We start from the raw sequence: 26079 nt of genomic DNA, 5'->3' as shown, positions 1-26079 counted from the left end.
TGCTGACGATGCGAATGAAACAAACACATAATCAAGAACACGCACAGTAACTAGCATGAAACAGTCTGTTTTCTTTGCAGCAATACAGCAACGTGCTGTCTTGTCATCAATTTGAACTTGGAGGATCTTTGATAATGCGCTTAACTATGTGGTTAGTCGCCATCATGACTACAGCTTTACTTGCTTTCTCATCTATTCCGGGCATGGCAACAGATGCACAAAGCAAGTTCGAGTCTCTCAAGCGATTTAGCCAGATTTTAGATCTTGTTGAACGCTACTACGTACAAGACGTTCCAAGGACAGACCTTATTAACGGTGCCATCGACGGTATGCTGCAATCTCTTGATCCACACTCCACTTTTATGGATCAGGAAGAATACAAGAGCATGCAGGAATCCACTACAGGTGAATTCTATGGAATCGGCGTTGAAATTACTCAGGATGAATCAGGCGTACTGCGCGTGGTTACTCCAATTGAAGATACCCCTGCCGACAAAGCAGGTCTTGCTGCCGGTGACCTCATTCTTGAAGTAGACGGAAAACTCACTCAAGATCTTGGTTTGCGCGAATCTGTTTCACGCATCAAAGGCGAGAAAGGTACTAAAGTAAAACTGACCATTCTCTCCAAGAAAGCAAAAGCACCACGCGAAGTAGAAATTGTTCGCGACTCAATCCCGCTTATCAGTGCGAAAGTACGTGAACTCGACGACGGTATTCTCTGGATTCGCCTCAGCCGTTTCTCTGAAAACACTACCGACGAGTTGAAAGAAAAGCTGAACGCGTACAAGAAAAAACACAAAATTAAAGGCGTAGTACTCGATCTGCGAAATAACCCGGGCGGATTACTCGACCAGTCTATCAAAATTGCAGACCTCTTCCTTAAAGGCGGAACCGTTGTTTCCATTAAAGGAAAAGGCAATGAGTCCCGTAACTTTGATGCATCAAAGCAGACTGCCGATATTGACGCACCAATGGTTGTTCTTATCAACGCCGGTTCTGCCTCTGCTTCTGAAATTGTTGCAGGCGCTCTGCGCGATCATAAACGCGCACTTATTATGGGTGAACCAAGCTTCGGTAAAGGCTCTGTTCAAAACATCATTCCTCTTAATGATGGCAGCGCAATCAAGCTTACAATTGCCCGCTACTACACTCCGAACGGAACATCTATTCAGGCAAAAGGCATTGAGCCGGATCTGGTAGTTCCTTTTGAAGCACCGGCAAAAGATGAAAATCCTGCCGCTAAATTCCTCCACGCACCACGTGAGCAGGATCTGCAGGGTCACCTTGAAGAAGTTGATAAAAAGAAAAAGAAAAGAAACTTTAAGCGTGAAAAAGCTGTTCAAGAACGTCTGGATAAAGATAACCAGCTCAGACTTGCAACCCGCTTAGTGCAGACACTGCCACGCATCAAAACCTTACAGTAAAGCGATATACATCAAAGGGGGAGCACAATTGTGCTCCCCCTTTTTTTGCGTCTTTTAAATCATGCGACTCTGATGTATGTCTTTTGGGTATTTAATTTTCCTTTAGGAGCCTTGATGTCTGATTCGCGACAGAACCAGCCCGCGCGCTGGCCTTATTATGCACTCGCAGCTATTTGCTGTATCACATTGATCGCCTTAATTTATGTTCTCACCAGTAGTCCAGAAAAACGACATTCGGAACCTGCAACTGAAATCCGTGCGGCGGTGAACGTAGCTTCATTACCGTATGAAGAACGCATGGATGCTCCTATGGAAGAAGGTGTAAAGCGCATTGACTATGCCATTATACGGGCACTTCAAGATGCGCACATTCCAACATCTGCCATTAAGCTTATTGCAGTTGAGCAACAACGCTTCGGCGACGAGACATTTCATTTTCAACAGTTACGCATCGAAACCGCACTTGACCCTGAAAACCTTGTTGCACCAATTGCGACAGCATTACTTCAGTGGTCAGACAAAACAAACCTGACTAAACTTTCTGATAGAATATATCGCGTAACATTCAACGGTGTAGAAACACACCTGCTTAAATTTACCAAAACCAGTGGTACAGCAGGCGCTGATAACAGTGCTGTATCGCAGGATATTGGCGGTCATCTCACGATTGTGATAGACGACCTTGGTGAAAGTATTTCGGCAGCACATTCGCTTGCAGGCTTAAGCTACCCAGTCACTTTTGCAATATGGCCACGGTCATCCTATGCAAAAGAAATTGCACAGGTAGCAAGTGCTGTTTCCCGTGAGATCATCATTCATCAGCCTATGGAGCCGATATCTGCTGATGCAAAACCGGGACCTGGAGCCGTATACGTTACTATGACACCTGAGGAAATACGTGAAACTATCCGCACTAACCTTAAGCTTGTTCCCGAGGCTGTTGGGCTAAACAACCATATGGGTTCCAAGTTTACGCAAAAGCGGGAAGCAGTCCGTGCTGTTGCACTTGAGGCAAAGAAAAGTGGGCTCTTTGTTCTAGACAGCATGACACACGCAAAATCAGTGTTTTTTGACGAGGCAAAAAGGCAAGGGCTTATTGCCTTCAGGAGAAATGTTTTCATCGATAATGTAAAAGAAGTTCCCAGCACTCTGCACCAGCTGAAAAAAGCAGAACGTATTGCCTTGGCAAAAGGTACCGCCATTGCAATCGGACACCCGTATCCTACCACCCTGCTTGCTTTGCAGGAATGGGAAAAACAGCGCAACAAAAAGGTTGCGGTTGTCAAACTGTCAGAGATGCTGAACTTCTAGCGGGCTAGATACAACAGGAAGTCGGATACCACATACATCTCGACAGTTGTATCCTTCAATTACCTTTCTATTTGGAGGATCATTGGCAATGATTCAGAGAACGTTTTCCATCATTAAACCAGACGCAACAGCACGCAACCTTGAAGGCAAAATTCTTGCGCGCATCCAAGAAGCAGGACTTGCAGTTGTTGCTATGAAAAAAATTCGCATGACAAAAGAACAGGCTGAAGGATTCTATTACGTTCATAAAGAGCGTCCTTTCTTCCAAAGCCTTATTGAGTTCATGACATCAGGCCCTGTTGTCTGCTCTGTTCTTGAAGGCGAAAACGCAATTGAGAACTATCGTGCTATTATGGGTGCTACCAACCCTGCAGATGCAGCAGATGGAACCATCCGTAAAGATTTTGCAGAAAACATCGAAGCGAACTCAGTTCACGGCTCCGATGCTCCTGAAACTGCAGAGTACGAGATTAACTACTTCTTTAATAATCTGGAGATCACTGGCTAACATGAATACGTTCGGCTGTATCGGCTGCGGTAACATGGGTTCCGCCATTCTCGGCGGTCTTACATCCCAAAAGGACATCACCCTTCTCGGCTATGATCCGAGCGGTAATGTTCCGTGCACAGCGTGCGACTCTAACATCGAACTTGCCAAGCAGGCAGACTATATTCTGCTTGCGGTTAAGCCCGATTATGTCGAAACAGTGCTTGAAGATATCCAGCCCGCACTCACAAAGGATAAGGTCATCATTTCCATTGCAGCAGGTGTTTCTATGGAGACGCTCACTAAATACAGCGGCGGTAAATGCCCTGTAATTCGCTGCATGCCGAATACACCTGCTATGGTAGGCGAAGGCATTTTTGCTTTCTGTTTTGAAGACCCGTCTCTTACAGAGAAGCAACAAACAGCCGTTCACACCATGTTCGAGCAGCTCGGTCAGGTAATGGTGCTGCCGGAAGCAAAATTCAATGCTTTCACTGCCGTTGCCGGCTGTGGACCTGCGTATGTTTTCTACTTCATCGAAGCTGTAACCGAAGCTGCTGTCAGCGTCGGTTTCCACAGAAACGAAGCAACTGAAATGGCGATCAATCTCTTCAAAGGCACTACCAAGCTTGCTGAAGAGTCTGAACATCATATTTCTGTTCTTCGTGAAATGGTGTGCTCACCGGGTGGAGTTACTATCGCAGCGGTTAACCATATGGATCGCACTGCACTTCGCGGAAACATTATCGACTCTATTTTCAAAGCCCACGATCGCGGCATTGAAATGAGTAAATAATTCGTAAAGACTAGTAAGGGCGCATCCACGGATGCGCCCTTTTTTTTATAATGTGCTCAATAAAAACCCCCGCTTCTCACAGAAGCGGGGGGGGGTACGTTATTCATTTTCTAGGAGGGATACAAGGTTGTTATATGTAACCAACTTACAGTTGGTACACCACGCAACTCCCACTAGGTATACAACTAGATTAAGAAGCTTTAGTTCCAGCTGGAACCTCACCGGAAGCGGTAAGCATTTCCATGCCTTCAGCAGTCTTCAGAGCGAGCATCATGCCGTGGGACTCAAGTCCACGGATTTTACGAGGCTTCAAGTTCGCAACAACTACAACCTGACGACCAAGAAGGTCTTCAGCTGTAAAGTGCTCTTTAAGCCCTGCAAGAATCTGACGCGGCTTTTCTTCACCAAGATCTACTTCACAACGGAAAAGGCGATCCGCTTTAGGATGATCTTCAACAACAAGCACTTTACCCACACGAAGGTCAACTTTTGTGAAATCATCAAATTCGATAGGTTCTGCAACTTCCTGAGCCGGAGCAGCTTCTTTCTTAGCAGCCTTTTCAGCAGCTTTAGCAGCTTTAGCAGCTTCTTCAATCTCTTTGCGGAGCTTGTCGATATCAACACGCGGGAATAAGTTGGAACCAGGAGCAATCTCAATACCTACAGGCAATGTACCCCATGCTTCTACTTCCGCAGGAAGATTTGCTGTCAGTGGATCAAAATCCAGACCGAGCTGCGCAACAAGCTTTTCAGCAGATTCCGGCATTACCGGCCATAAGTGCAATGCAACCTTACGCATACACTCAAGCATTGTGTACATTACAGTACCAAGACGAGCGGTATCACCCTCTTTTGCAAGAGTCCAAGGCTGGCTTGAATCAACGTACTTGTTCAATGCACGAACCAGTTCCCATAAAGATTCAATGCCGTAAGAGAAACGCACGTTATCAAAAAGCTGCTGGAAGTTCTTACAAGAGTTAGAAGCAAGTTCACGTAATTCCATGTCAGCTTCTGTGTACTCTGCAGGCTGCGGTACAACGCCACCGAAGTACTTTTTAACCATAGAAAGAACGCGACTGAAAAGGTTGCCCAAATCGTTTGCAAGCTCAGCATTCTGGCGCATGGCAAGTGCTTCTTCAGAGAAACTTGCATCGTTACCAAAGTGCATATCGCGCAGCAGGAAGAAACGGAATGTGTCGTTACCGTATTTTTTCGCCATATCAAGCGGAGCAACAACGTTACCGAGTGACTTGGACATCTTGGTGTCGTTTACAAGCCAGTAACCATGCACGTTCAGGTTGTTGTACGGCTCAAAACCGGCAGCTTTAAGCATAGTCGGCCAGAAGATTGCGTGCGGCTTAAGAATATCTTTCGCCACAATATGCTGTACTGCAGGCCAGAATTTCTTAAAGTTTTCACCTTCAGGGTAGTCTAATGCAGAAACATAGTTGAGCAGCGCATCAAACCACACGTAGGTAACAAAGTTGTTATCGAAAGGAAGTTCCACACCCCATTCAAGACGGGATTTAGGACGGGAAATACACAAATCTTCAAGTTCGCCGCTATCGAGCAAAGAAAGTACTTCTTTACGGTAGCGTTCCGGACGGATGAACTCAGGGTTGTCCAGAATATGCTGCTTAAGCCAGTCCTGATACTTGGACATCTTAAAGAAGTAGTTCTTCTCAGCAATGTACTCAGGCTTTGTCTGATGCTGCGGACACAGTCCGTCTTCCAATTCTTTTTCAGTGTAGAAACGCTCACAGCCGTAGCAGTAATGGCCACCGTACTCACCAAAATAGATGTCGCCGGAATCGTATACTTTCTGCAGTACGTCCTGCACTACCTTTTTATGGGCAACATCTGTTGTGCGAACAAAGTGGTCATTGCAAATACCAAGCTCCGGCCACAGGTCTTTGAACAGCTGACTGATCTGATCAACATATTCCTGCGGGGTGCATTTGTTTTTGTCAGCAGCCTGAACAATTTTATCGCCGTGTTCGTCTGTACCGGTAAGGAAAAAGGTCTCTTTTCCCATCATCTGCTGAAAACGCTTCATGGTGTCAGCAATGATTGTAGTATAGGCGTGTCCAAGATGCGGCTTAGCATTCACATAGTAAATCGGAGTCGTAATATAAAAGCGTTCCAAGAGAATCTCCCGACGGCTTCGCCCGCTGGAAACAGGCGCTGGATTCTTTGTTGTATTTTCTGGCTGTATACGCAGGTACACAGCAAACATTCATTCTATAAGTATTCGTGAGAAAGACTCCATTACAACTGAGCAATGAAGTCTCTCTCGACGATATCTTCTGTCGTTATTCGCAGTGACTACTCTTCTGTAGACTTCGGTCTGCGTTTACGTTTGCGTTTACCGCGGCTTGTGCGCTTCATAGGCTCTGCGCTCTTCACACCCGGTTTGCGGATCATCTGCTCGCGCAGTGTATCAACATCAACGCCTTCTGCTTCTGCACGTGCTTCAAGTTCTTTTTCAACTTCAGCACGGCGAGCTTCTTCTTCCTCTGCTTCTTTAGCTTCCTGCTCTTTGCGGGCAGCTTCTTCAGCAGCTTTTTTTGCAGCAGCACGCGCAGCATCCTGTAATGCCTGATCAGGACGCGTTGCTTTCATTTCTGCCCACTCTTCCAATGTCACTTCCATTTCTTCGTTAAACTCAGAAAGCAAAGAAACACTGTTGCGGAACATGTTCGCACGAAGAACTTTTACAGAGCCGTCCTCGGTGAAGTATTTCTTACCAAGTTTCGGACAAGCACGATGAAATTCTTCATAGTTCTGCTGCTCGTAAGAAAGACAGCAAAGCAGTCTTCCGCAGATTCCGGAAATTTTAGCAGGGTTGAGAAACAAGTTCTGCTCTTTTGCCATCTTAATGGTTACAGGAGCAAACTTGCGCAGGAATCTTCGGCAGCAGCAAACCATGCCGCAGTTACCTACAGCGCCGACCATCTGTGTCTCATGGCGAACACCAATCTGACGCAGTTCAATACGGGTGCGGTAGTTTTTAACAAGATCTTTTACAAGCTCTCTAAAGTCGATACGGTTTGGAGCAGTGAAGTAAAAAATTATTTTGCTGCGGTCAAAAAACACTTCAACGTCTACAAGCTTCATATCAAGCTTACGCTGACGAACGCAATCAAGGCAGTATTGAAACGCTTCACGAGAAAGCCCTTCATTTTCCTGATGACGTACTAAATCTTCATTTTCCGCTAATCTGTTTACCTGCTTCAGCTCATCACTTTCTGCATCTGCCGGCACATCGTCTCTCAGAACAACGACTTCACCAAGTCCCTGCCCCTGATCAACAACGACCCAGTCTCCCATGGAGACTTCCAGATCTTTTATTTCAAAATAGTATATGTTCCCATATTCCCGGAACTTAACACCAGCTATTGATGACATGGCGATCCACTCTTCGAAATGCTGCCAAGGCAACACGTATATGTTATATGCTGATGCAACGTTTTTGCTCAGCATTTATTTATTGAAAGAACATTTTCTTTTCGGCTTTATTGACGCTCGTGTCAACAAATCGAATATATGGTTGTGTTCTGGCGCATTCATGTTTATGAAAAATCGTTCGCATGATTTTGTAAATGTATTTCAGGAGAATAAAAATGATTGATCGTGAAAGCGCTTTTCAACTGCTGGATTCACAAAATCCTGAGCCTCATCTTATTCACCATGCCATGCAAACTGAGGCAGTTATGACTGGACTGGCACGGCACTTTGGTGAAGATGAAATGCTTTGGTCCATAACCGGCTTGTTGCACGATCTTGATTTTCCGAGCACAAAGGACACACCTGAGGAACATGGAAAGCAATCTGTAGAACTACTCAAAGGAAAGCTTCCAGAAATAGCACTGAATGCTATACTTGCCCATAATTCGGAATACACGAACCACGAACCCACCACAAAACTCGATCTGGCACTTCGCTGTGCTGAAACAGTTACCGGCCTTATTGCCACGAATGCGCTTGTTCGACCAAACGGCATGGAAGGCATGAAACCTAAAAGCTTAAAAAAGAAAATGAAAGACAAGGCATTTGCCGCGTCTGTCAGTCGTGACCGAATTAGAGAGTGCGAGAAACTGGACTTGGATTTAGGACAGTTTTTTCAACTGGCCATTGAATCCATCACTCCCATAGCTGACTCCGTAGGATTAGCTAAACGTACATAGCATAAGGATTCATAATCATGAAACTTTCTTTTGTTATTGTAACAAATAACACAAGCAAATTCATCGGGCGTTGTCTCGATTCTATTAAACAGACTATTGAAAACCAAACCGCAGCTAAGTTTGATGCAGAAATTATCGTTGTGGACAACGCTTCTGCTGATGATTGCGGAACTATTGCCAAAACAGCTCTTCCAGAGATTGAGCTTATTCAAAACTCTGATAATAAAGGCTACGCTGCTGCTGCCAATCAGGCCGTAGAACGTGCAACCGGCGACCTTATCGTTTTTGTTGACCCTCGTGTTGAAGTTCTTGCAGGCTCCGTACGTCGCCTCATGGACCAATTTGCAACCAACGCTTCCTGCGCTGTTGCCGGTGGTAAAGTTGTCGGTGCAGACAACCTCGGTCTCAAAACCGTGGACCGTCTCCCTGGTCTTGTTGCAAACTTCAAGCGTATGTTCGGCTGCACTTGCTCTAAAACACGCAATGCTGACCAGCCAATGACTGTGAACTTTGTTCCTTTCACTTTTGCTGCCGTCCGCAAAGACGTTATCGCAAAACTTGGACAACTTGATGAGCGTTTTTACGCAGGTCTTGCAGATGCAGATTTCTGCCGACGCATTGTAAAATCACTCAACCCGTCCTTTGCAATTTACTACGTACCGCAGGCAACTGCCCGTGTTCTTGATAAATTTGCTCTTCAGTGTGAATGCACTGACTACGCATTGAATGGTTCCTCCGTAATCAAAGCACGTACTCGCAGTGAACAGATGTACTTCTGGAAACACTACTGCCCGCTTACCGCACTGTTCTTCGGCGGCATGGATATGCTTATTTTCTCCATCCGCTTCGCTGCATACCTTATTCCGGGTGTCGGATCTAAAGACAAACGCGGCTACGCTTGGAGCGTTGTTTGCGAATCAGCAAAAGCAATGCTGGCGACACAGCTTGGAACACAATTCCCTGCTGAGTAGTCAACGTAGTACTACAATGTACCTAAAAAGGGATGTGCCTCTATGGCGCATCCCTTTTTTTATGCCAAAAAGAAGTGTTGCATCATTTCGATACAAATCAGAAAAGCAAGCCCATCGACACCCTCCAGAACTTCTACTGGATAGTACACCTTCTTTCCTGCTAGAATTGATACCAAACTTTGCAACAGGCGGTATAACTATGCTTCAGATTTTAGCTCGCGGTGGCGGAGACGCTAAAGACAGTAAAACGTTTTCTGAAAAATTAAGTACTATTCCAACGCCGAAAGGGCAGGAAATTCTTGTAAAAGTGCTGGCAACTTCGATCAATCCTGTAGATACAAAAGTTCGCATGCGTACTCCCGAATCAGAGCACGCTGTTCTCGGTCATGATACCTGCGGGATTGTTGTAGATACAGGCGAGGACGTTACCCGAGTTGAAAAAGGTGACAGTGTATACTTCATGGGACAAAGCAAATACGCAGGTTCCTTTGCCCAATATCAACTTGCTGACGCACGTACTGTAGCTCTCACACCGCAACGATGCTCCGATGCCGAAGCAGCAGCTCTTCCGGTTGTCACGTTTACCGCTTATGATGCGCTATTTATCAGACTCGGCTATATTGCAGCCGGTCACGCAAACACAGATAAAACAATTCTCATCATAGGCGGTGCCGGCGGCGTAGGCTCCATGGCAATACAACTTGCAAAATGGGCTGGGCTTACCGTTATAGCTACGGCTTCCCGTGATGAAACTGTGGACTGGTGCAAAGATATGGGTGCAGATTACGTTATCAGCCACCACGAAGACCTTGTAAAACAAGTTCGTGCCTTAGGCTTTCACTGGGTACATTCCATCTTCTGTACTACTCACATGAGCCAACACTGGGCAGCAATGGCAGAACTCATTGAACCACAAAATGCCATCGCATTAATTGACGACCCTGACGGCCCTTTGGACATACGGCTCTTCAAAACAAAATCAATTCGCATATGCTGGGAATTTGCTCTTGTACGGACAATGTACGAAACAGAAGACCTGAACATGCAGGGCTTCACGCTCACAAAAATTTCGCAACTCATCGATTCCATGAAAATCCGCTCACCACTTACAGAGACACTCTACGGGCTTACTGTAAAAAACATTCAGAAAGCGCACATAAAGCAAGAGTCCGGCACGATGGTCGGCAAACAAGCCATTGTCATTTCGCCCTAATGGCTCTCCTTCGCCAACCGTTCTTGCAGTCCCATAAACAAGTGCCACAACACTGGAACAATAAACAAGGTGAGCAACGTTGCTGTGCATAGTCCAGTAACGAAAGTTGCAGCCATTGTTCCCCAGTTGAGTGAGTAATATGGGATACCTACAGCCATAGGTAATAAACCAAGTGTCGTTGTAAGAGTCGTTAACAAAATCGGGCGTAACCGCATACGCACCCCTTCATAAACGGCTTCATCCCTGTGCATTCCTTTTTTGCAAAGGTTATTGAGGAATGCAATGAGCACAAGGGAGTCGTTTACAACAACTCCTGTAACCCCGATTGTGGCAATAAAACTGTTAATGGTGAACAGCGTGCGCGTCAGGAAAACACCGTACACAACGCCGATCAGCGCGAAAACCACTGCTGAAAGAATAATGAAAGGCTGTACATACGAGTTAAACTGTGTTGCTAAAATCATGTAAATTACAAGCAAGGCAATCAAAAAAGCAAACATCAAGGATGAATACGATTTCTGTGTAGATTCATACTCGCCGGAAAAATTAAGTGTCGCTCCGGGGTACTTGGTACGAATGGTTGAATAGTACTTCACCACTTCATTTACAATGTACGGAGGTGAATAGGATGAACCGGGCTTCAAGTTTGCAGAAAGCGTAATAGCACGTTCCCCTTGGAACCTGTTAAATTGACCGGGTTCTGTATACGTCTGTATCTTCACAATATCACTAAGACGAATAGGCCCCATATCTTCTTCGATAACAGGAATATTCAACGCATCTTCAGGCTCCTGTAGATAACGTTCATCCACACGCATCCGCAAATCAATATCTTCATCATCTGCTCTAAACTCACCAACGAGAGAACCATCAAGAATAGAGCCAGCCATTCTGGCTACAAGGCGTGGTGTCAGTTCATACTGTGACACCCGCATTTCATCCGGAATAAAGCGGACAATACTGTTCGGATACCCTGTGTCAGGACGCAGGTCGACGAGGTACTGAGCAAACTCTTTGTTATTCTGTAGAAAGCCCATTATATCGCGTGTAAGAAGCCCGACATTTTTAGTATCAACACCCATTATTCTGACAGTCACATCTTTTCCTGTAGGCGGCCCATCAGATTCGGCACGAACACGGACAACCCACCGCTTGCCCCAGTTCTTATGCGCATACTCTGTCAGTTCTTCACGCATTGTCTGTAGATGAGCAATTGGATCATTCTTCGGGTAGTCAGCAAAAATCCTCGAATTTATTTCCGGTAACTCAACATTTATTGTTCCGTAGTTTGAACCGTAAACCTGTTCATAATCCTCATTCACATAAAACCCTGCAAACGCTGTGGCAGCTCTGACTACATTCTTCCCTTTGCCATCAATAACAACTGTCATTTCTTTCAGTCTTCTTGAAACTTCCTGAAGAGAAGTTCCCGCCGGAGCCTCAACATTTACATAAAAAATATTGTAGTTATCAGGGAAAAATTTAATCCGCAGAAGTGGAATTGTCCCCGTAACCGACACTCCTAAAATGAACAACGCACCGAGAAATGCTATAAATACAGATACAATGCATTTAGTACGGTGCTTCATAAACACGCGGAGAATGGATACGGCTATCTCTTTAAAACGAATCATAAATGCCTGATCTTTGGGAGGCACATACTCCTGTGCAAATTTCTTTGCCCCCGGCCAATCATAAAAATGCAACGGCAATATCAACAAACACTCGATAAGGGACGCTGCAATTGCAAAACTCACTGCAATAGGAATTTGCGCGAAGAAATCCCCTGTAGAACCGGACATAATAAGCATAGGAAGAAAAGCAGCCACCGTTGTGGAAGTAGCGGAAATCACGGGAACAGCAACCTCGGCTGCCCCGTCAACGACTGCTGTTCTCAACGGTTCACCAAGTTGGACATGCCGGAAGATATTCTCAATAACAACAATCGCATCATCAACAATAATCCCCGCAACCAGAACAAATGCAAATAATGTGATCTCGTTTAGGGAATTGCCGGACAGCTTCATAAATATCATCGTAACCAAGAACGAAAATGGTATGCCCACAGTAGTGATAACCGCGTTACGCAGCCCCATAACAATCCAGATAATTACTAACACCAGCGAAATACCGACAAGCAGGTTTGACCCCATAATATTCATGGACTCGTCAATGTAGATACGCTGATCCTGTGTTATGACAGGCGTTACCTTATTTACCGCAAGTCTCTCTCTATGCTTATCAACAATCGCTTCTACAGCATCACAAATAGCGATAGCATTCCCTGTGTTCTGTTTCATCACGGCAACAGTAATACAATCTTTGCCGTTCACAGAAGTAATGACATGCGGATCACGGTAGCCGTATTCCGCCTTTGTCATAATATCGCCGACACGCACGAAGGAACCTTCACTGTCACGCCGAAGAATTACTTTCTCAATGTCTTCTTGAGTACGAAAACGTTCATCGACGACGACAACATACTCTGTCTTTCCCGTATCAAAATCACCGGCAGGAATGGATACATTTGCATCCAGCAACGCTTTACGTACCTCTTCAAGCGTCACCATATATCTATTCATTTTAGCCGGAGAGAGATCAACATGAAATTCACGGGTGTACTCGCCGTTAAGGCGAACATCTTTTACCCCCGGAATGCGGGAAAATTCATTTTTCAACTCTTCTGCGATAAGGCTTAACGCTCTATTTGAGCGTTCACCCACAAGAATTACGTTCAACGCAGGAAGCCATTCATCAACGGTTATCTCCGTAAATTTAGGCGGGTCCATATCTTCAGGTAAATCGTTCTGAATAGAGAGCACTTTAAACCGCAACTCATCGTAAAGCATTTGATAGTCGGAATCGTCAATAAACTTTACCAAAATAGAACTGCGTTCACGATACGAACGGGAGCGGATATACTCTACTTGCTCAAGACTTTCCAAAGCCTCTTCAATTTCTTTTGTAACAAGAGATTCAACATCAGACGGTGATGCACCCGGTAAAAAAGCACTGATGTGCACTTTCCCCATACGCACATACGGCATGCGATCAACAGGAATGGTTAGAATGCTTATGACACCAAGGATCATGAGCACTAAGAAAGCAAGGTTGACCAGAACCTTCTGTTGTAGAGTAAATGCAATTACAGAGCGCATAGCATCCCCCTAAAACCCTGTCTGAGGCGGTTCTGCTAAAAATCGATCACCCGCTGCAATTTCTTTTGAACGAACACGTTTCGTCCCCTCTTCATCACCATCTCCCATAATGATCACAGGAACCTCTTCACCGTCTTCCCGCACTAGATACGCCTCTTCATATCCTTGAACCAACGCACTGTCGGGCACAATAACAGCCCCCTTTCCTTCCGCCATGGGAATATACAAGTCGGCACGGATTCCTCCCCGCTTTTCCATCGGGAATTTATCAATTCCCAAATCTACCTGAATCTTTCTCATATCAGGATCATAGTCAGGGGAAATATTTTCAATCCATGCCGGAACAGTTGCATCCAGCTCCGGAAGATGCAGTTTAATATCTTTCATTTTCTGCAAGGTAATCAACTCAGAGGGGGTAAGCGCTAACGGAACAAGCAATATTTTAAAATTCCCTATCTTAGCCAATTCATCACCATTGCGAACCAGCTCTCCAGGCTCAATATACCGCTCAATGACGCGCCAACCGGCAGGAGCCTGTATGGAATGACGACGCTTATGTTCGCGAAGAATCAGCTCTTCCACCTTAAGCGCTTCTGTCGCTTCTCTTGCAGAGGCCAAATCGCTTTCAAGCGCATCAAGTGTTGTTTGTGCCGCATGCTTTTTTTCAATAAGGGTACGATACCTCTCCGCTTCCTTTGAATAAAAATACACATCACTTTCAGTGGCCTGCTGTTTATCCAGATTGCGGCGGATATCAAAATCGATAAAGGTGGGATCAAGCTTAGCAAAAACACCGTCAGGTTTTATGGTGTCACCGATATCCGCATACACAGCAAGACATCGGGCATTTTCTTCGCTTGAAACAGTGAGTACTGTTCGAGGGCGGGTAAAGCCTGTCATGTGCACATACCGCTTCGCCGGTTTTGCAACAAAAACTTTCTTACTATGTGCGAGATCTGCACTGGCGAGAATAAGAATCAGCGTGAGAAAGATAACCTTACGCCACATAAATGCGCTCCTTCAAATCTGACGGATGGAACAATATGAATACTCATTTGTTACCTAAAAAGCATCTGTAATAATAGCATTAAGTTATTACTTTACGCTTATTTTTATTTTCTCCCCGCTGATAGCGGAGTATATTCTTTCCGACATTTTTGATGGCACAAAAAAAGACCGCCTTTTAAAGGGCGGTCTTCATCTTTTATAGAAAGACAGCTACGGCTATTTTGAAGCCATTGCCTTGCGTAACGCATGAACGGTAGCAGTAATATCATCTGCCCCGACAATCTCAGAAACAATCGCGCAGCAACGAGCACCATGCTGGGCAACATCATGGATGTTATGCAGTTTGATACCACCGATAGCGACATGTGGAATTGAATGATTCTGTGTTACATATTCAAGATATTCATACCCTACTGGCGCACAAACATCTTTTTTGGTTTTCGTGGCAAAAATAGGGCCTACTCCAATGTAGTCTGCACCTACTTCAATTGCACGCTTACATTCTTCAGGTGAATGCGTAGAAAGACCAATAATTTTGTCAGCACCGATAAGCTGACGCACCTGCGGAACCGGAATATCTCCCTGCCCCACGTGTACCCCGTCTGCATCACACAGAATAGCGATATCTACATAGTCATTAACAATAAATTTACAGCCTGCCTGCTTTGTCATGGCCCGAATCTGTAAACATTCTTCCAGCATTGCTCCGGACTTCTTATCTTTTTCGCGATATTGAAGCACTTTAATGCCAGCCTTAAGCATAGCATCCACCACTTCAATATTAGAGCGTCCTTTGGATAGCCCTTCGTCTGTCAGAGCATAAATATCGGTATCTAAAATTTCCTGAAAGTTCATATTACTTCCCCAGAATATGCGTTAACACCACATCGGCCTGCATAGCAGCAGCCATAAGAACCTTAGGTGCCATAGGCGGATAATCAGCAATGTCCGTGGTAAAATCACCAACCAGTACAGCATCCTCACGTATCTGCCGTTTTTTCATATACGGCTCTCCCCAGCCTGCCATACCGGAAGCCGATACAAAAAGACGGGAATCTGAAAGGAACTGCTCAGCCATCATTTTTTTGCCTTCAATGCTATCCAGTGCTTCAATCACACAGGAGCAGTCGGCAAAGTATTGCAATGCAGTTTGCGCTATTATCTTGTCATTATGCACAGTAATGTTCAACCCGCTGTCTATACGCAGCAAGTTTTCTTTACAGACACGTACCTTCTCCAGACCAAGCTGATCTTCGAAAAAGAACTGCCGATTCAAGTTGGATGCATCCACAACATCGTAGTCTACAATAACAAAATTACGGACACCGCTACGTGCAAGCATAAAAGCGCAGTTAGACCCAAGCCCGCCGCAACCGGCAATGCCTACAGTCACAGCCCCGAGCTTTTCCAGCTGCTCTGCACTCAAATAACGGCTCAGCCCTTTCTGTAACGTTGATTCAGCTACCATCACTTGTTTCCTGACAGGTTAAAACGGTTCCCAATCCTTAAATATCGGCTGGAATCCCTTCGACTCGATAGCTCTGCACATTTCATCAACACTGCGTGGATCTGAAATATCGAATTGGGCAGTACTGTCATCATCAGAAGTATGCCCACCAACAGCAGTTGTTACACCGGCAGACATTTTCGTAACTCCAAGCGGCATCATGTTATCACGCAGCTGGGCAGATTCACGAGTAGAAACGGTGATGCCGACATTATGCAGGAATATACGCTGCGCAAGAACAAGCTGAACCAGATTTTTATCAGAAACAATAGAAGCAGGTTCATATGAGCCGACATGCGGGCGCATTCTCGGTGGAGAAATCGCAATACTTGTGGCTGGGTATTTCCGCTGCAAGTAGTCAGCATGCAATCCAGTGAAAAAGGCATCACGCTGCCATACAGACTCCAGACCAAGTAATGCACCAACGTTGACGGTACGCATACCTGCCATACATCCACGTTCAGGAGCATCAAGCCTGAAGTCGTAATCACGCTTCGGCCCTTTTGGGTGCAGCTCTTTATACAACGATCTGTTGTATGTTTCCTGATAGAGAGTCAGTCCGTCTACGCCCTTATCAATCAGGTACGCATATTCATCCTGAGTCATGGCATAGACTTCAATACTGATAGACGAAAAGTATTCACTCAAGATGCGGGAACAGTCACCAATGTATTCAACAGTCGACTTTGCCGGAGCATCTCCGGTAAGAATCAGAATATGCTTTAAACCGGTTGCTGCAATAGCCTCGGCTTCTTTGCGTAATTCTTCTGCGGTCAACTGCGAACGGGTAATCTTGTTCGCGGTATTAAACCCGCAGTAGACACACTGGTTTGTACAGTAGTTTGCCAGATATAACGGGGTAAAAAGCTGAATCGTCTTTCCGAAATGGCGCATAGAAATGCCGTTTGCTTTCTGCGCCATTGCCTCCAGCATCCCCTCTGCCGCCGGAGAAAGCAAAGCCAGATAGTCCAGTGGAGTAATAGAATGCTTTGCAAGCACCCGCTCCACATCCGCAGGAGTCACACCTGCAAGATACGCTGCCATATCCAGCGTATCGTACTGCGAAAGAAGATCAGAAAAACCCATATTACATACCGCCTAAAAAGCCGGTCAGTGGAGATGAAGCATCGGCAGTACCTGTAGAAACTGCTGCGGTCTGCGCAAGATATGCAGCACGACCGGCGCGTACAGCTTCGCCAAAAGCACGTCCCATAGCCACAGGATCGCCGGAAGCGGCAATAGCAGTGTTTACAAGACAAGCTGCTGCGCCCATTTCCATAGCTTCACACGCCTGTGACGGGGCACCGATTCCTGCATCAACAATAATCGGTAAAGAAATTTCATCAATAAGAATACGAACCATCTCTTTTGTTTTAAGCCCGCGGTTACTACCGATAGGAGCGCCGAGCGGCATTACCGCAGCAGCTCCGGCATTCACCAGATCACGTGCTATATACAAATCAGCATTCACATAAGGCAGTACAGTAAAGCCTTCTTTTGCAAGAATTTCTGTGGCCTTTGCAGTTTCGTATCCATCCGGCAATAAGTATTTATTGTCGGAAATAACTTCAATTTTAATCCAGTCGCCACATCCGGCCGCGCGCGCCAATCGAGCAATTCTCACTGCTTCATCGGCATTGCGCGCACCGGACGTATTTGGCAACAACTGCATGTGCTTGGGAATGTGCTGCATTACGTTCCCGGTAGCAGCGTTTGTGTCGACACGTCGTAACGCGACTGTGATCACCTGAGATCCGGACGATGCACAAACATCAGGGATGATAGTATCTGAGCCATATTTACCAGTTCCGGTAAAAAGTCTGCTGGTCAGGCTGACTCCGCCGATAACCAGTGCGTCGTTGTTGTTCGCTTCCATTAGCCCCCTCCTACGAATTGCAGGATTTCTAATACATCCCCGTCATTAAGTACGGTAGTTCCAAAATCATCAGCCGTCACAACGGTACGATTCAGTTCCACGACAACCGCTTTTACATCCACGCCGTTGCCCTGCAGATATTCAAGCAGGGTTGTGTCGTCATTGCACAGTTGCATCTGACCATTTACAGTTAGTTGCATATAGGGTTCCTTTGCTGCTTCAATCGCATAAAAAAAGCTTGCACGAAGGCAAGCTCAGAATACGAGTTAAGTACTCAGCCTTCCTCCGGCGGTATAAACCGCGTCAGGTTCAAAGGGTCTGAACTGAATGTTCACTCTCAGCCCGAAGGCTCCCCTAGCTGTATGTAGACACACCCTGTATCTCATAAAACGACGTGCGTTTTATGCTACAGGCATAAAAAAAAGCTTACCCCGAAGGATAAGCTTATAGTTCTTTTTAACTGAATTGCTTCCCTCCGGTGGTATAAACCACATCAGGTTCAAGGGTCAGAACTCTTACGCTCACTCTCAGCCCCGAAGGACCCCCCTAGCTGTTGAGATAGGTATAGTCAGGTTTAACAATCCTGTAAAGCTGTTTATTTAATCAATCTCACGTTTTATAAAACAACACGCTGTATTCCTTACATTACCTGTACTCTAGGCAGAAAAAAGACTTTTCTTGCTGCGTGTTACTTTTTTTTATATCGTCACACAAACATATGTCTGAAGCCGGACATACACGTTCAACCTGCATCCGGTATTGAATGAATAACACAGCATAGCAGGAGCACCCATGCGTATATCAGCCATCCTTTTTTCTTGTATCCTCACCTGCCTTCTTGCAACATCTGCATTTGCGCATCGCGTAAACATTTTTGCATGGATAGAAGGAAATACTGTCTATACAGAATCCTTTTTTTCAAGTGGCAATAAAGCACAAAGCAGCACAATACGCGCCACAGACCAGAACACCGGAAAACTCCTCGCCGAAGGAAAAACCAATACAAAAGGTGAATGGTCGTTCCCCCTTTCTGCTGAAGCGCTTAAGAGTAAAGATCCTATTGTGATTACGCTTGATGCCGGTCAGGGACATTCCTCTACATGGACACTGGAAGCGCAGGACTTCGCAGATGCTGCTATGCCGTCAACCGCACCGACTACCTCTGAAAAAACACCGGCAGCAACCAGCACAACATCTTCAGCTCCCCCTTCTTCCCCAGAAACAGTCACTATGACTAAAGCTGAACTTGAATCCATTGTCAGAACAGCTGTCCAACAGGAACTTGTCCATGTCAAAGGACAGCTCGCAAAACTTAATGCGCAAATCCTTCAGCCGAAAACGACAGTAAAAGACATCTTCGGGGGACTGGGATATATTTTAGGTCTTCTTGGTCTGGCAGCATTTATCCAGTATCGCAAAAGACAATAAGAACTTCATTCAAGCTCTTGTGCACCTCTTGCTTTCAACACCAAATTTCAGCTGTTTTCCATGAAGCCGCTTGTGTTGTTGCTCTTCTTTCATAAAAACACTATGACGCGGCAGACATCTTATGAAAAAGGAGCCCCGCATGGCTAAACCCAAAAAAGCCCAACAGAAGTTAAAAAAACGCATTGCAGCAATCAAACGCCGTAAAGCCTCTACTGCTGACGACTTTTCCGATACCGTAATGTCTTTCTGTAAACCGCTTCTCGCTGAATCTGAAAGCTTGAGCGGAGACGACAATGCAATCGGCCTTGGTGTATTTGCGTGGAACGCGTCTTTCCTTCCGCGCGACCGCTGGGAGAACGGCCTGCATCGCTCTCTTGAACAGTTTGAACTGACAGACGACACCAAAGCAACACTCGTTGACATTGTTGAAGAAATGATCCGTCAAAAAGAAGTAATGTACCCGAATGATCTTCGTGTAATTACTGATTACAAAGTGCATGAAACAGAAGAAGGCCCAATCCTTACTGTAGACGCCAAGCTTGCTAAAAAAGCACTTCTCCCTTCTTTTAAAGGCGTTCCTTCCGAATAGAACACGCCGTAACGGCATCACATATCGATAGCCGTATGCATATAGTACAAAACAAAAGCCCGCTGTTTCCAGCGGGCTTTCTCTATGGAGTACGACAATGACCTACTAATCGGGACCTGGACAAGCTACGTTGCTCAGATCTTCGATTTTACCATTTTTAATGCGCCAATCACGGATTGCCTGCATGTCCATGAACATCTGGAACATCTGGAAGAATCCATGCCAGTGTGCATAGTCAGGCCCGTTCATAGCTGCACCCTGACGGGCACGACGGCCTTCATGGTGCCAGAGATAGTACATCATACGCTGGAAACCGTCTTTCCAAGGATCATCACCAAGGAGGTTCTTCTCAGCAAGCTCTTTCTTCATGGCTACTGCTTTATCCCAGTAGATATTGTAGAGCTTTACAGAAGCTTCAAGCGTATCCATTGTTGCATCAGTATGAAGTTTTGAGTGGCAGTTCGTACAAACAAGACGCATACGTTTTCTGCCTTCCTCACCGTTACCGCGTGTTCCTTCACGAATTTCAGAACGTTTGCTGTACAGCTTCCACTTCAGACGTGTTGCAGGGTTATGTGTCGTAGTTAATTCACCGATACCGCTTAAGTGACATACTGCACAGGTAGGAGCATCGTAATCACCCGGTTCCCATGTATCCGGAGCGGCAGTAAAGTTCCAATTTTCTTCATGTGCTGCATACACTTGACCATGCTTGGACTGTTCGTAAATTTCAATGTTCGGATGGTCAGGGCCAAGGTGACACGTACCGCAAGATTCCGGCTTACGTGCTTCAGCAATGGAGAACATATGACGGGTATGACATACAGAGCAGTTACCGACGGAGCCATCCGGATAACGCTGTCCCGGACCTGCCGGCCATGTCATGTTGATAGGTTTATTGTCAGCACCGAGCTCAATAATTGTACCGTGACACATCTGACAGCCGGAAGCACGAGGTGCTCTGCCTTCAGGAGTATTACGATCAACACCTGCAAACTCCAATCCTTCGTAGTAATACATAAGTTTATCGAAGGTCGGGTTGTTCATTACAGGCTCAGAAGCCGGTTTTGAATGTGAGCTTTCAAGGAATTGCGAAACTTCTACAGGGTGGCAACGGGAACAAGTTTTAGAAGATACCATAGGGCTGGTATATACATTTGTTCCTCTCATACCTTCACACTGGCTTGCCATAGGAGATGTTTTTTCCACCACGTGACAGTCATAACAGGAGACCTGCGCATGCGCCATGCGACCGTTTCTCCAGTTGTCGACGATACCCGGTGTTTCTTTTGCGTGACACTCAATACATTTTTTAGCTGTTTCAGAGAAACCACGCTGCACAAGAATCTGCTTATGCAGCCCCCCAACGGACTGTGTCCCTTGGGAAGAGGCTTTAGGCGTCTTTTGCACTTTTTCCTGAGCACCGGCTACCCCCGTGCCCAGCATGCAACAGATCACCATTCCTAACAGGATTACCAAAGTCCTCCATATCTTCATTCCGTTCCCTCCACACACTTTCAGGTTTTCAGTCCTAGTTCGGTTGTGAATCCCTGTTGAAATACTTGTTCACGTAATACATCATATCTTTATGTCCCACATGTTCATGGCACTTAACGCATCTGAGTTTATTCTCTTTTCTCAGATATTCACGGTGCGCAAGAATTGCTTTGATGCCCATTTTCGGCGCCTGCAATCTGGTATGGCACTTCCGACATGAATTATCATACGTAAACTTTTCACGGTTAGCCCGGTTTGCTCCCCAATCATGAGTATAGGGGTCAATAATCATGTTCATGATAACATCATGTGTACCGGTATAGGCTTTGGCTACGACGTACTCTACAAGAGTGCCATGTGGCAGATGACAATCTACGCATTGAGCAACCACACCCTGAGGGTTATTCCCCCCATGAGGTGAAGCAAGCCAGGCCTGCCTGAACGGCTTCATTACGTGGCACGTCACACAAAACTGATCTGTATTCGTCAAAGCGATCATGTGGCCAGAAGCCAACACAAGGACGATGGTCAATACAAAACCGGCTACACCCCCTATCAACAGTAGCTTTTTTCGCTTTTTCCTATCGCTGCTCTGAGGCATAAACCTCCCCTTTGCCAATATTTAAAGGGTGAACCTAAGACAATTGATAAATACTACCATGTTAGAGGTGTATACGAATTATATTTTTCGTCATTCCGCCTGAAAATCAGCCTGTCCCTCCGCAACGTCCCTGAACATCACACAATGCGGAGCATTACTTTTTTCTTACTCAAAAATGAAAAAACCATAAAAAAAGCCCCGCTTCAAAGCGGGGCACAATCTGCAAAACGATCTATTCTTTTCCCATAGCAGGAAACGGTTTGGGGGAGCGCATATAGTACCGGTAATACCCAACGATATTACTCATAAGGAAAAAGCTTTCCAATGCAATAGCTGAAGGCGACCAAACCACAACATTATGAATTATCCACAACAGAACACCCACAAAGGTTATCTCTCGTAACTGCTTATCCGTTTTAGAAAACGCAGCAACGGTAAGCACGAATGTTGCGCCAAAGCTCAACAAACTGACAACACCTGTATATGTCCACGCAGTACCCAACACGGCTACAATACAAAAAAAGTACATCCATTTTCGTTCTGTTGTGTATCCGCTCACAGCATACCGTATTCCAGAAACTATCATGAGAATTGTTGCTGTCCATTGATCAAGCAGCATAAAATGTGCTGCCATAAAAAAACACGCAGCAGCAATAGACAGTACAATGTACTTTCTGTCTTTAAACTGAAAAGAAAGCACATCAAATATGAGAGCTACACCGACAAGCAATTGTGAAACAACAAAAACAGACATAATCTACCCTTTGATCAAAGCAAAAACACTACTGCGTAGCAGTAGACATACATAAAAAACATACTCAGCAAATGCACAATACAGTACAAGATTCTTTATATAATCAAAAGGTCGAAAGAATTAGCAGTACAAAGATCTTTAATGAAATATGTTTCATCCGATAACACCATAATGGCATTACACAACAAAGCATAAAAAAAAGCTGACACCATTTCGTCTGACGACAATAGAGAGGCGAAACCCAACAATCCACCAATCTACATAAGCAGCACCGGTATTTACAGTGACATACGAGTTAAGCCCCCGCAAAATGTCTTCTGCATGCATCCCTACAAACCAGAGTACTTAATGGGTCAACATGACGAAATAATGTCAGCAACTAATTACTAAAATGAGAATATCGTCAAGACAAGTAAAAAAATCATTATTTCGTGAAAACTATAGATTTACCAACATCAACACCGTCTAACTTGCAACTTCTGCACTATATTCTCTTTCGACGCACCGATTTTATAACCACCCTGCTATTGCTTAATAAGCAAGTTATACAGGACTTCCAGATTTTTTATGTCTTCTGAAAGGTCTTCACCTTTTGGTGTTTCTAATACCATAGGTAAATCAATAAATCTTGGATCATTTATTAAGCGAGCAAAGGTATTTTCTCCTAACAGCCCCTGTCCAATATGGTCATGTCTATCTAAGTGACTGCCCAAAGCCCCTTTTGAATCATTAATATGCATAAATAACAACTTGCTAAGCCCTACTGTAGCATCCAGTTCTTTGAAAGTAGAGATATATCCTTCTTCAGAAGCAAGATCATAGCCTGCAGCATAGGCGTGACAAGTGTCTACACACACTCCAATCCTGTCGGTCTGTTTGGCTTGCTGAATAATGGAAGCAAGCTCGGCAAAGGAACGTCCCAGTGTTGTCCCCTGTCCAGCGGTATTCTCCAACAACACCATCACGTGTTCAGTTCTGGATTCTTCGAAGGCTCTATCAAGATTCTTCGCAACCCTCTCTAAAGATTCTTCAACACCACTTCCAAGATGAGCTCCAGGATGCATAACAACATAGGGTATTTTAAGCTGTTCTGCACGCTCCAGTTCATGCGCAAAGGCTGCAACGGACTTTTCAACGCCATCTTCTTTGGGAGAACCGAGATTAATTAAATAAGAATCATGCACTGCAACAGGATGATTCCCCCACGATGCACACGCATCGATAAAGGCATCAATTTGCTTTTGCTCCAACGGCTTCGATTTCCACTGACGCTGATTTTTGGAAAAAATCTGCAATGCAGTCCCATTTACTCGCATGATGCGTTCAACAGCCTTTTCAAGTCCACCGGCAATGGACATGTGAGCACCAAAATGTGGCATTCTGCCCCCTTATATATACTCCGACATATCAGCGCCGGAAATAGATTCATACACTATTCACGCCGAACACATGTCACAGCGTGTTAGTATTCATTTATTGTTCACGGCATCCATTGTCCACCGTAAAAACATACGCTATAACGCCTCATTCATAGCATATGGGAGTATATGATGTCGTCATCCATGAAATACAAATTTAATCTTTCAGATACGGTAGGAACCGTTGGATATGTTTCCTGCGAGCCTCCGGCAGATATTACCTTTGAAGAAGCACTTGCCTATCTTGAGGAACATCCTCTTGATGACTTTATGCATAAATACCTGCTGACACGTGTTCAGAATTTTGATCAAAAAAAATTCAAAACTCTTCTGAAGACAGCTGTAGAAGAATACACCGTCGTAAAGCCTGTTCTTGCAGCATTGCTGTATGAAACGTGTATGCTCTATGGAAAATTTTCCAAACTTCTTCCGCTGTTTCCAGATGATGCAATTGAACAATTGCAGGAACACACTCCCCTTATCTACCTTCGCTGGGCTAAACGCGAAGACAGATATGACCACCTTGCATGGATTACTAAATTTAAAGAAAACATACACGAGCATCGCATGCTGCCGCTCCCTGATGTAGCAGAGGACTTTGACCTGCCGATGTTGTATGAAGCGTCCACTGAAGAGTTCACCACCGCAGCAGCAGTACGTGAAGAGCTATTAAAAACACCATACGACACCCCATGGTCACGTCCCCCTGCGCAAGAGACAACAGACCTCGCACTAAGCAGACTGGATAAAACTCCACTCTTTGCAGATGTTGAAATGCGCCATATTGCGTCACTGTCACCTATCGCACTGCTGAGACGCTGGAACATCGATCTTGCTGTCAAAAACGGCTCGCTCGACTACACTCTGCAAGGGTTGGCAACATCCTACGGACGCGGACTGGCTCTGCCGGATGCACGAGTAGGGTTAACAATGGAAGTGGTTGAACGCTCCTCCTCCTTTGTCTCCTTTGATGATGCCGGTGTTATTAACACTCTCAAAGACCATCCGCTGACACATGCACGATTGTCCGAACTGAAAGCTCAAGGCATTAATGCGTTTGATCCCAATTTACTATCGCTTGAAGTTCCATACGAAGACGAAAAGCTGTACTGGATGGAAGGCCACACCCCGAAACTCGAAGAAGACGGGTATGAACCTATCCTTGTCCCCGTGCAGATGGTGTACATGTTCTGCAATCTGGATGAAGTCTCCCTCTTCTCCTCACCGGGATCTACCGGCCTTGCTTCCGGCAATATTCTTGAAGAAGCAAAGGTTGCAGCACTCATGGAAATCTTTGAACGCGATGCTGAAGCAACCAAGCCTTTCGACAAGAAAGAATGCTTTACGCTCACAACTGAAGATCCAAAACTATCCATGCTGTTAAATGACTATGCCGCACGCGGCGTCCATGTCATGTTTCAGGATATCACAACAGAATTCGGCATCCCTTGTTACTACGCTTTTGTCATGGGCAGACGCGGTGAAGTTATCCGAGGCACAGGGGCTGGGTTGGATGGCAGACGCGCCATTGTTTCTGCACTGACAGAAACACCATATCCATACCCGCAAAGCCCTCCATCTGCACCGACACTGCGCGGGATTGGAACAAGAAAACAAGAAGATCTCCCTGATGTCTCTATGGAAGATCCTTTCCGCAACGTGCAGATGCTTGAGCAAATGCTTATCGCCAACAACAGACGCCCAGTTTATGTTGAACTTGCTCGAAAAGATCTCCAGTTCCCTGTTGTTAAAGCACTCATTCCAAACATGGAATTAACAGCCGACTTTGACTCGTTCACCCGAGTAAGCCGCAGGCTCTTTAACAACTATCTAAAAATGGAAGACTAGCGAATC

The 26079-nt window shown here is 45.4% G+C and carries 23 protein-coding genes and 2 riboswitches; of the genes, 10 read left to right on the top strand and 13 right to left on the bottom strand.

The genetic code is table 11. The features are described 5' to 3' along the window. Positions 1 to 134 precede the first annotated feature (134 nt). The 4 genes from QZY95_RS13690 to proC all read left to right on the top strand — a co-directional run bounded on the left by QZY95_RS13690 (position 135) and on the right by proC (position 4018). Complete coding sequence (locus QZY95_RS13690) at positions 135 to 1424, top strand: S41 family peptidase (RefSeq protein ID WP_290924478.1); 1290 nt, start codon at positions 135 to 137, stop codon at positions 1422 to 1424. A 114-nt stretch (positions 1425 to 1538) separates the two neighbouring features. Next, positions 1539 to 2735 carry a divergent polysaccharide deacetylase family protein gene (locus QZY95_RS13685; RefSeq protein ID WP_290924477.1) on the top strand — a complete coding sequence of 399 codons (1197 nt, stop codon included), beginning with the start codon at positions 1539 to 1541 and terminating at the stop codon, positions 2733 to 2735. An 88-nt stretch (positions 2736 to 2823) separates the two neighbouring features. Further along, positions 2824 to 3243 (top strand): nucleoside-diphosphate kinase, encoded by a 420-nt coding sequence (gene ndk / locus QZY95_RS13680; RefSeq protein WP_290924474.1) that lies wholly within the window; start codon positions 2824 to 2826, stop codon positions 3241 to 3243. A 1-nt stretch (position 3244) separates the two neighbouring features. After that, entirely contained in the window at positions 3245 to 4018 is a 774-nt protein-coding gene (gene proC / locus QZY95_RS13675; RefSeq protein ID WP_290924472.1) for a pyrroline-5-carboxylate reductase, read from the top strand. Between the two features lie 190 nt (positions 4019 to 4208). Here proC and metG read toward each other — a convergent pair whose 3' ends face one another. Beyond that, positions 4209 to 6164: a methionine--tRNA ligase gene (metG, locus tag QZY95_RS13670; RefSeq protein WP_290924471.1), complete on the bottom strand. Its 1956-nt coding sequence runs from the start codon at positions 6162 to 6164 to the stop codon at positions 4209 to 4211. A 179-nt stretch (positions 6165 to 6343) separates the two neighbouring features. Beyond that, the gene (ricT, locus tag QZY95_RS13665) at positions 6344 to 7426 is read right to left on the bottom strand and encodes a regulatory iron-sulfur-containing complex subunit RicT (RefSeq protein WP_290924469.1); all 1083 of its coding nucleotides are present in this window, start codon (positions 7424 to 7426) and stop codon (positions 6344 to 6346) included. A 215-nt stretch (positions 7427 to 7641) separates the two neighbouring features. On the opposite strand from ricT, the gene QZY95_RS13660 reads away from it, so the two are divergent. From QZY95_RS13660 to QZY95_RS13650, 3 genes are all read left to right on the top strand, one after another. Beyond that, on the top strand, positions 7642 to 8205 hold the full coding sequence (locus QZY95_RS13660; protein ID WP_290924467.1) for an HD domain-containing protein: 564 nt from the start codon (positions 7642 to 7644) through the stop codon (positions 8203 to 8205). Between the two features lie 17 nt (positions 8206 to 8222). Beyond that, complete coding sequence (locus QZY95_RS13655; protein WP_290924465.1) at positions 8223 to 9176, top strand: glycosyltransferase; 954 nt, start codon at positions 8223 to 8225, stop codon at positions 9174 to 9176. Between the two features lie 199 nt (positions 9177 to 9375). Continuing rightward, a complete protein-coding gene (locus QZY95_RS13650) occupies positions 9376 to 10389 on the top strand; it encodes a zinc-binding alcohol dehydrogenase family protein (protein WP_290924463.1) in 1014 nt (337 codons plus the stop codon). On the opposite strand, the gene QZY95_RS13645 is transcribed toward QZY95_RS13650, so the two are convergent. The 7 genes from QZY95_RS13645 to thiS form a co-directional block, all read right to left on the bottom strand. Further along, positions 10386 to 13547: an efflux RND transporter permease subunit gene (locus QZY95_RS13645; RefSeq protein WP_290924461.1), complete on the bottom strand. Its 3162-nt coding sequence runs from the start codon at positions 13545 to 13547 to the stop codon at positions 10386 to 10388. The two genes, QZY95_RS13650 and QZY95_RS13645, sit on opposite strands and share 4 nt — an antisense overlap. A gap of 9 nt (positions 13548 to 13556) precedes the next feature. Beyond that, positions 13557 to 14555 (bottom strand): HlyD family efflux transporter periplasmic adaptor subunit, encoded by a 999-nt coding sequence (locus QZY95_RS13640; RefSeq protein WP_290924459.1) that lies wholly within the window; start codon positions 14553 to 14555, stop codon positions 13557 to 13559. Between the two features lie 216 nt (positions 14556 to 14771). Beyond that, on the bottom strand, positions 14772 to 15410 hold the full coding sequence (thiE, locus tag QZY95_RS13635; RefSeq protein ID WP_290924458.1) for a thiamine phosphate synthase: 639 nt from the start codon (positions 15408 to 15410) through the stop codon (positions 14772 to 14774). A gap of 1 nt (position 15411) precedes the next feature. Beyond that, on the bottom strand, positions 15412 to 16023 hold the full coding sequence (gene thiF, locus QZY95_RS13630; protein WP_290924456.1) for a sulfur carrier protein ThiS adenylyltransferase ThiF: 612 nt from the start codon (positions 16021 to 16023) through the stop codon (positions 15412 to 15414). Between the two features lie 18 nt (positions 16024 to 16041). Then, a complete protein-coding gene (gene thiH, locus QZY95_RS13625) occupies positions 16042 to 17148 on the bottom strand; it encodes a 2-iminoacetate synthase ThiH (protein WP_290924454.1) in 1107 nt (368 codons plus the stop codon). A 1-nt stretch (position 17149) separates the two neighbouring features. Then, a complete protein-coding gene (locus QZY95_RS13620) occupies positions 17150 to 17938 on the bottom strand; it encodes a thiazole synthase (protein ID WP_290924452.1) in 789 nt (262 codons plus the stop codon). Beyond that, the gene (gene thiS / locus QZY95_RS13615) at positions 17938 to 18138 is read right to left on the bottom strand and encodes a sulfur carrier protein ThiS (RefSeq protein ID WP_290924450.1); all 201 of its coding nucleotides are present in this window, start codon (positions 18136 to 18138) and stop codon (positions 17938 to 17940) included. Before thiS ends, QZY95_RS13620 begins: the two co-directional genes overlap by 1 nt. Before the next feature lie 63 nt (positions 18139 to 18201). Next, a riboswitch (TPP riboswitch) is annotated at positions 18202 to 18304 on the bottom strand. A gap of 87 nt (positions 18305 to 18391) precedes the next feature. After that, positions 18392 to 18496: riboswitch (TPP riboswitch) on the bottom strand. Between the two features lie 234 nt (positions 18497 to 18730). On the opposite strand from thiS, the gene QZY95_RS13610 reads away from it, so the two are divergent. After that, positions 18731 to 19366 (top strand): hypothetical protein, encoded by a 636-nt coding sequence (locus QZY95_RS13610; protein WP_290924448.1) that lies wholly within the window; start codon positions 18731 to 18733, stop codon positions 19364 to 19366. 139 nt (positions 19367 to 19505) lie between these two features. Beyond that, on the top strand, positions 19506 to 19955 hold the full coding sequence (locus QZY95_RS13605) for a hypothetical protein (RefSeq protein WP_290924446.1): 450 nt from the start codon (positions 19506 to 19508) through the stop codon (positions 19953 to 19955). Between the two features lie 105 nt (positions 19956 to 20060). Here QZY95_RS13605 and QZY95_RS13600 read toward each other — a convergent pair whose 3' ends face one another. From QZY95_RS13600 to QZY95_RS13585, 4 genes are all read right to left on the bottom strand, one after another. After that, entirely contained in the window at positions 20061 to 21452 is a 1392-nt protein-coding gene (locus QZY95_RS13600; RefSeq protein ID WP_290924444.1) for a multiheme c-type cytochrome, read from the bottom strand. Positions 21453 to 21486: 34 nt separating this feature from the next. Continuing rightward, positions 21487 to 22053 carry a NapC/NirT family cytochrome c gene (locus QZY95_RS13595; protein WP_290924442.1) on the bottom strand — a complete coding sequence of 189 codons (567 nt, stop codon included), beginning with the start codon at positions 22051 to 22053 and terminating at the stop codon, positions 21487 to 21489. 232 nt (positions 22054 to 22285) lie between these two features. Beyond that, positions 22286 to 22807, bottom strand: coding sequence for a YgjV family protein (locus QZY95_RS13590; RefSeq protein ID WP_290924440.1), 522 nt, complete (start codon positions 22805 to 22807; stop codon positions 22286 to 22288). A gap of 524 nt (positions 22808 to 23331) precedes the next feature. Next, on the bottom strand, positions 23332 to 24186 hold the full coding sequence (locus QZY95_RS13585) for a deoxyribonuclease IV (RefSeq protein ID WP_290924438.1): 855 nt from the start codon (positions 24184 to 24186) through the stop codon (positions 23332 to 23334). Positions 24187 to 24357: 171 nt separating this feature from the next. Between QZY95_RS13585 and QZY95_RS13580 the strand changes: the two genes are divergently transcribed. After that, positions 24358 to 26073 carry a YcaO-like family protein gene (locus QZY95_RS13580; RefSeq protein WP_290924436.1) on the top strand — a complete coding sequence of 572 codons (1716 nt, stop codon included), beginning with the start codon at positions 24358 to 24360 and terminating at the stop codon, positions 26071 to 26073. The last annotated feature ends 6 nt before the right edge of the window (positions 26074 to 26079 follow it).

The sequence above is a fragment of the Halodesulfovibrio sp. genome, from assembly GCF_015482765.1.
GTDB lineage: Bacteria > Desulfobacterota > Desulfovibrionia > Desulfovibrionales > Desulfovibrionaceae > Halodesulfovibrio.
Note: the sequence above shows the minus strand (reverse complement) of the source record. Positions and strands in the feature narration are given on the sequence as shown.

Bases quoted from the DNA above. Each gene is read 5' to 3' on its own strand.
- QZY95_RS13690 (WP_290924478.1), top strand. From the start codon at position 135: ATGCGCTTAACTATGTGGTTAGTCGCCATCATGACTACAGCTTTACTT.
- QZY95_RS13685 (WP_290924477.1), top strand. From the start codon at position 1,539: ATGTCTGATTCGCGACAGAACCAGCCCGCGCGCTGGCCTTATTATGCA.
- ndk (WP_290924474.1), top strand. From the start codon at position 2,824: ATGATTCAGAGAACGTTTTCCATCATTAAACCAGACGCAACAGCACGC.
- proC (WP_290924472.1), top strand. From the start codon at position 3,245: ATGAATACGTTCGGCTGTATCGGCTGCGGTAACATGGGTTCCGCCATT.
- ricT (WP_290924469.1), bottom strand. From the start codon at position 7,426: ATGTCATCAATAGCTGGTGTTAAGTTCCGGGAATATGGGAACATATAC.
- QZY95_RS13660 (WP_290924467.1), top strand. From the start codon at position 7,642: ATGATTGATCGTGAAAGCGCTTTTCAACTGCTGGATTCACAAAATCCT.
- QZY95_RS13655 (WP_290924465.1), top strand. From the start codon at position 8,223: ATGAAACTTTCTTTTGTTATTGTAACAAATAACACAAGCAAATTCATC.
- QZY95_RS13650 (WP_290924463.1), top strand. From the start codon at position 9,376: ATGCTTCAGATTTTAGCTCGCGGTGGCGGAGACGCTAAAGACAGTAAA.
- QZY95_RS13645 (WP_290924461.1), bottom strand. From the start codon at position 13,547: ATGCGCTCTGTAATTGCATTTACTCTACAACAGAAGGTTCTGGTCAAC.
- QZY95_RS13640 (WP_290924459.1), bottom strand. From the start codon at position 14,555: ATGTGGCGTAAGGTTATCTTTCTCACGCTGATTCTTATTCTCGCCAGT.
- thiE (WP_290924458.1), bottom strand. From the start codon at position 15,410: ATGAACTTTCAGGAAATTTTAGATACCGATATTTATGCTCTGACAGAC.
- thiF (WP_290924456.1), bottom strand. From the start codon at position 16,023: ATGGTAGCTGAATCAACGTTACAGAAAGGGCTGAGCCGTTATTTGAGT.
- thiH (WP_290924454.1), bottom strand. From the start codon at position 17,148: ATGGGTTTTTCTGATCTTCTTTCGCAGTACGATACGCTGGATATGGCA.
- QZY95_RS13620 (WP_290924452.1), bottom strand. From the start codon at position 17,938: ATGGAAGCGAACAACAACGACGCACTGGTTATCGGCGGAGTCAGCCTG.
- thiS (WP_290924450.1), bottom strand. From the start codon at position 18,138: ATGCAACTAACTGTAAATGGTCAGATGCAACTGTGCAATGACGACACA.
- QZY95_RS13610 (WP_290924448.1), top strand. From the start codon at position 18,731: ATGCGTATATCAGCCATCCTTTTTTCTTGTATCCTCACCTGCCTTCTT.
- QZY95_RS13605 (WP_290924446.1), top strand. From the start codon at position 19,506: ATGGCTAAACCCAAAAAAGCCCAACAGAAGTTAAAAAAACGCATTGCA.
- QZY95_RS13600 (WP_290924444.1), bottom strand. From the start codon at position 21,452: ATGAAGATATGGAGGACTTTGGTAATCCTGTTAGGAATGGTGATCTGT.
- QZY95_RS13595 (WP_290924442.1), bottom strand. From the start codon at position 22,053: ATGCCTCAGAGCAGCGATAGGAAAAAGCGAAAAAAGCTACTGTTGATA.
- QZY95_RS13590 (WP_290924440.1), bottom strand. From the start codon at position 22,807: ATGTCTGTTTTTGTTGTTTCACAATTGCTTGTCGGTGTAGCTCTCATA.
- QZY95_RS13585 (WP_290924438.1), bottom strand. From the start codon at position 24,186: ATGCCACATTTTGGTGCTCACATGTCCATTGCCGGTGGACTTGAAAAG.
- QZY95_RS13580 (WP_290924436.1), top strand. From the start codon at position 24,358: ATGTCGTCATCCATGAAATACAAATTTAATCTTTCAGATACGGTAGGA.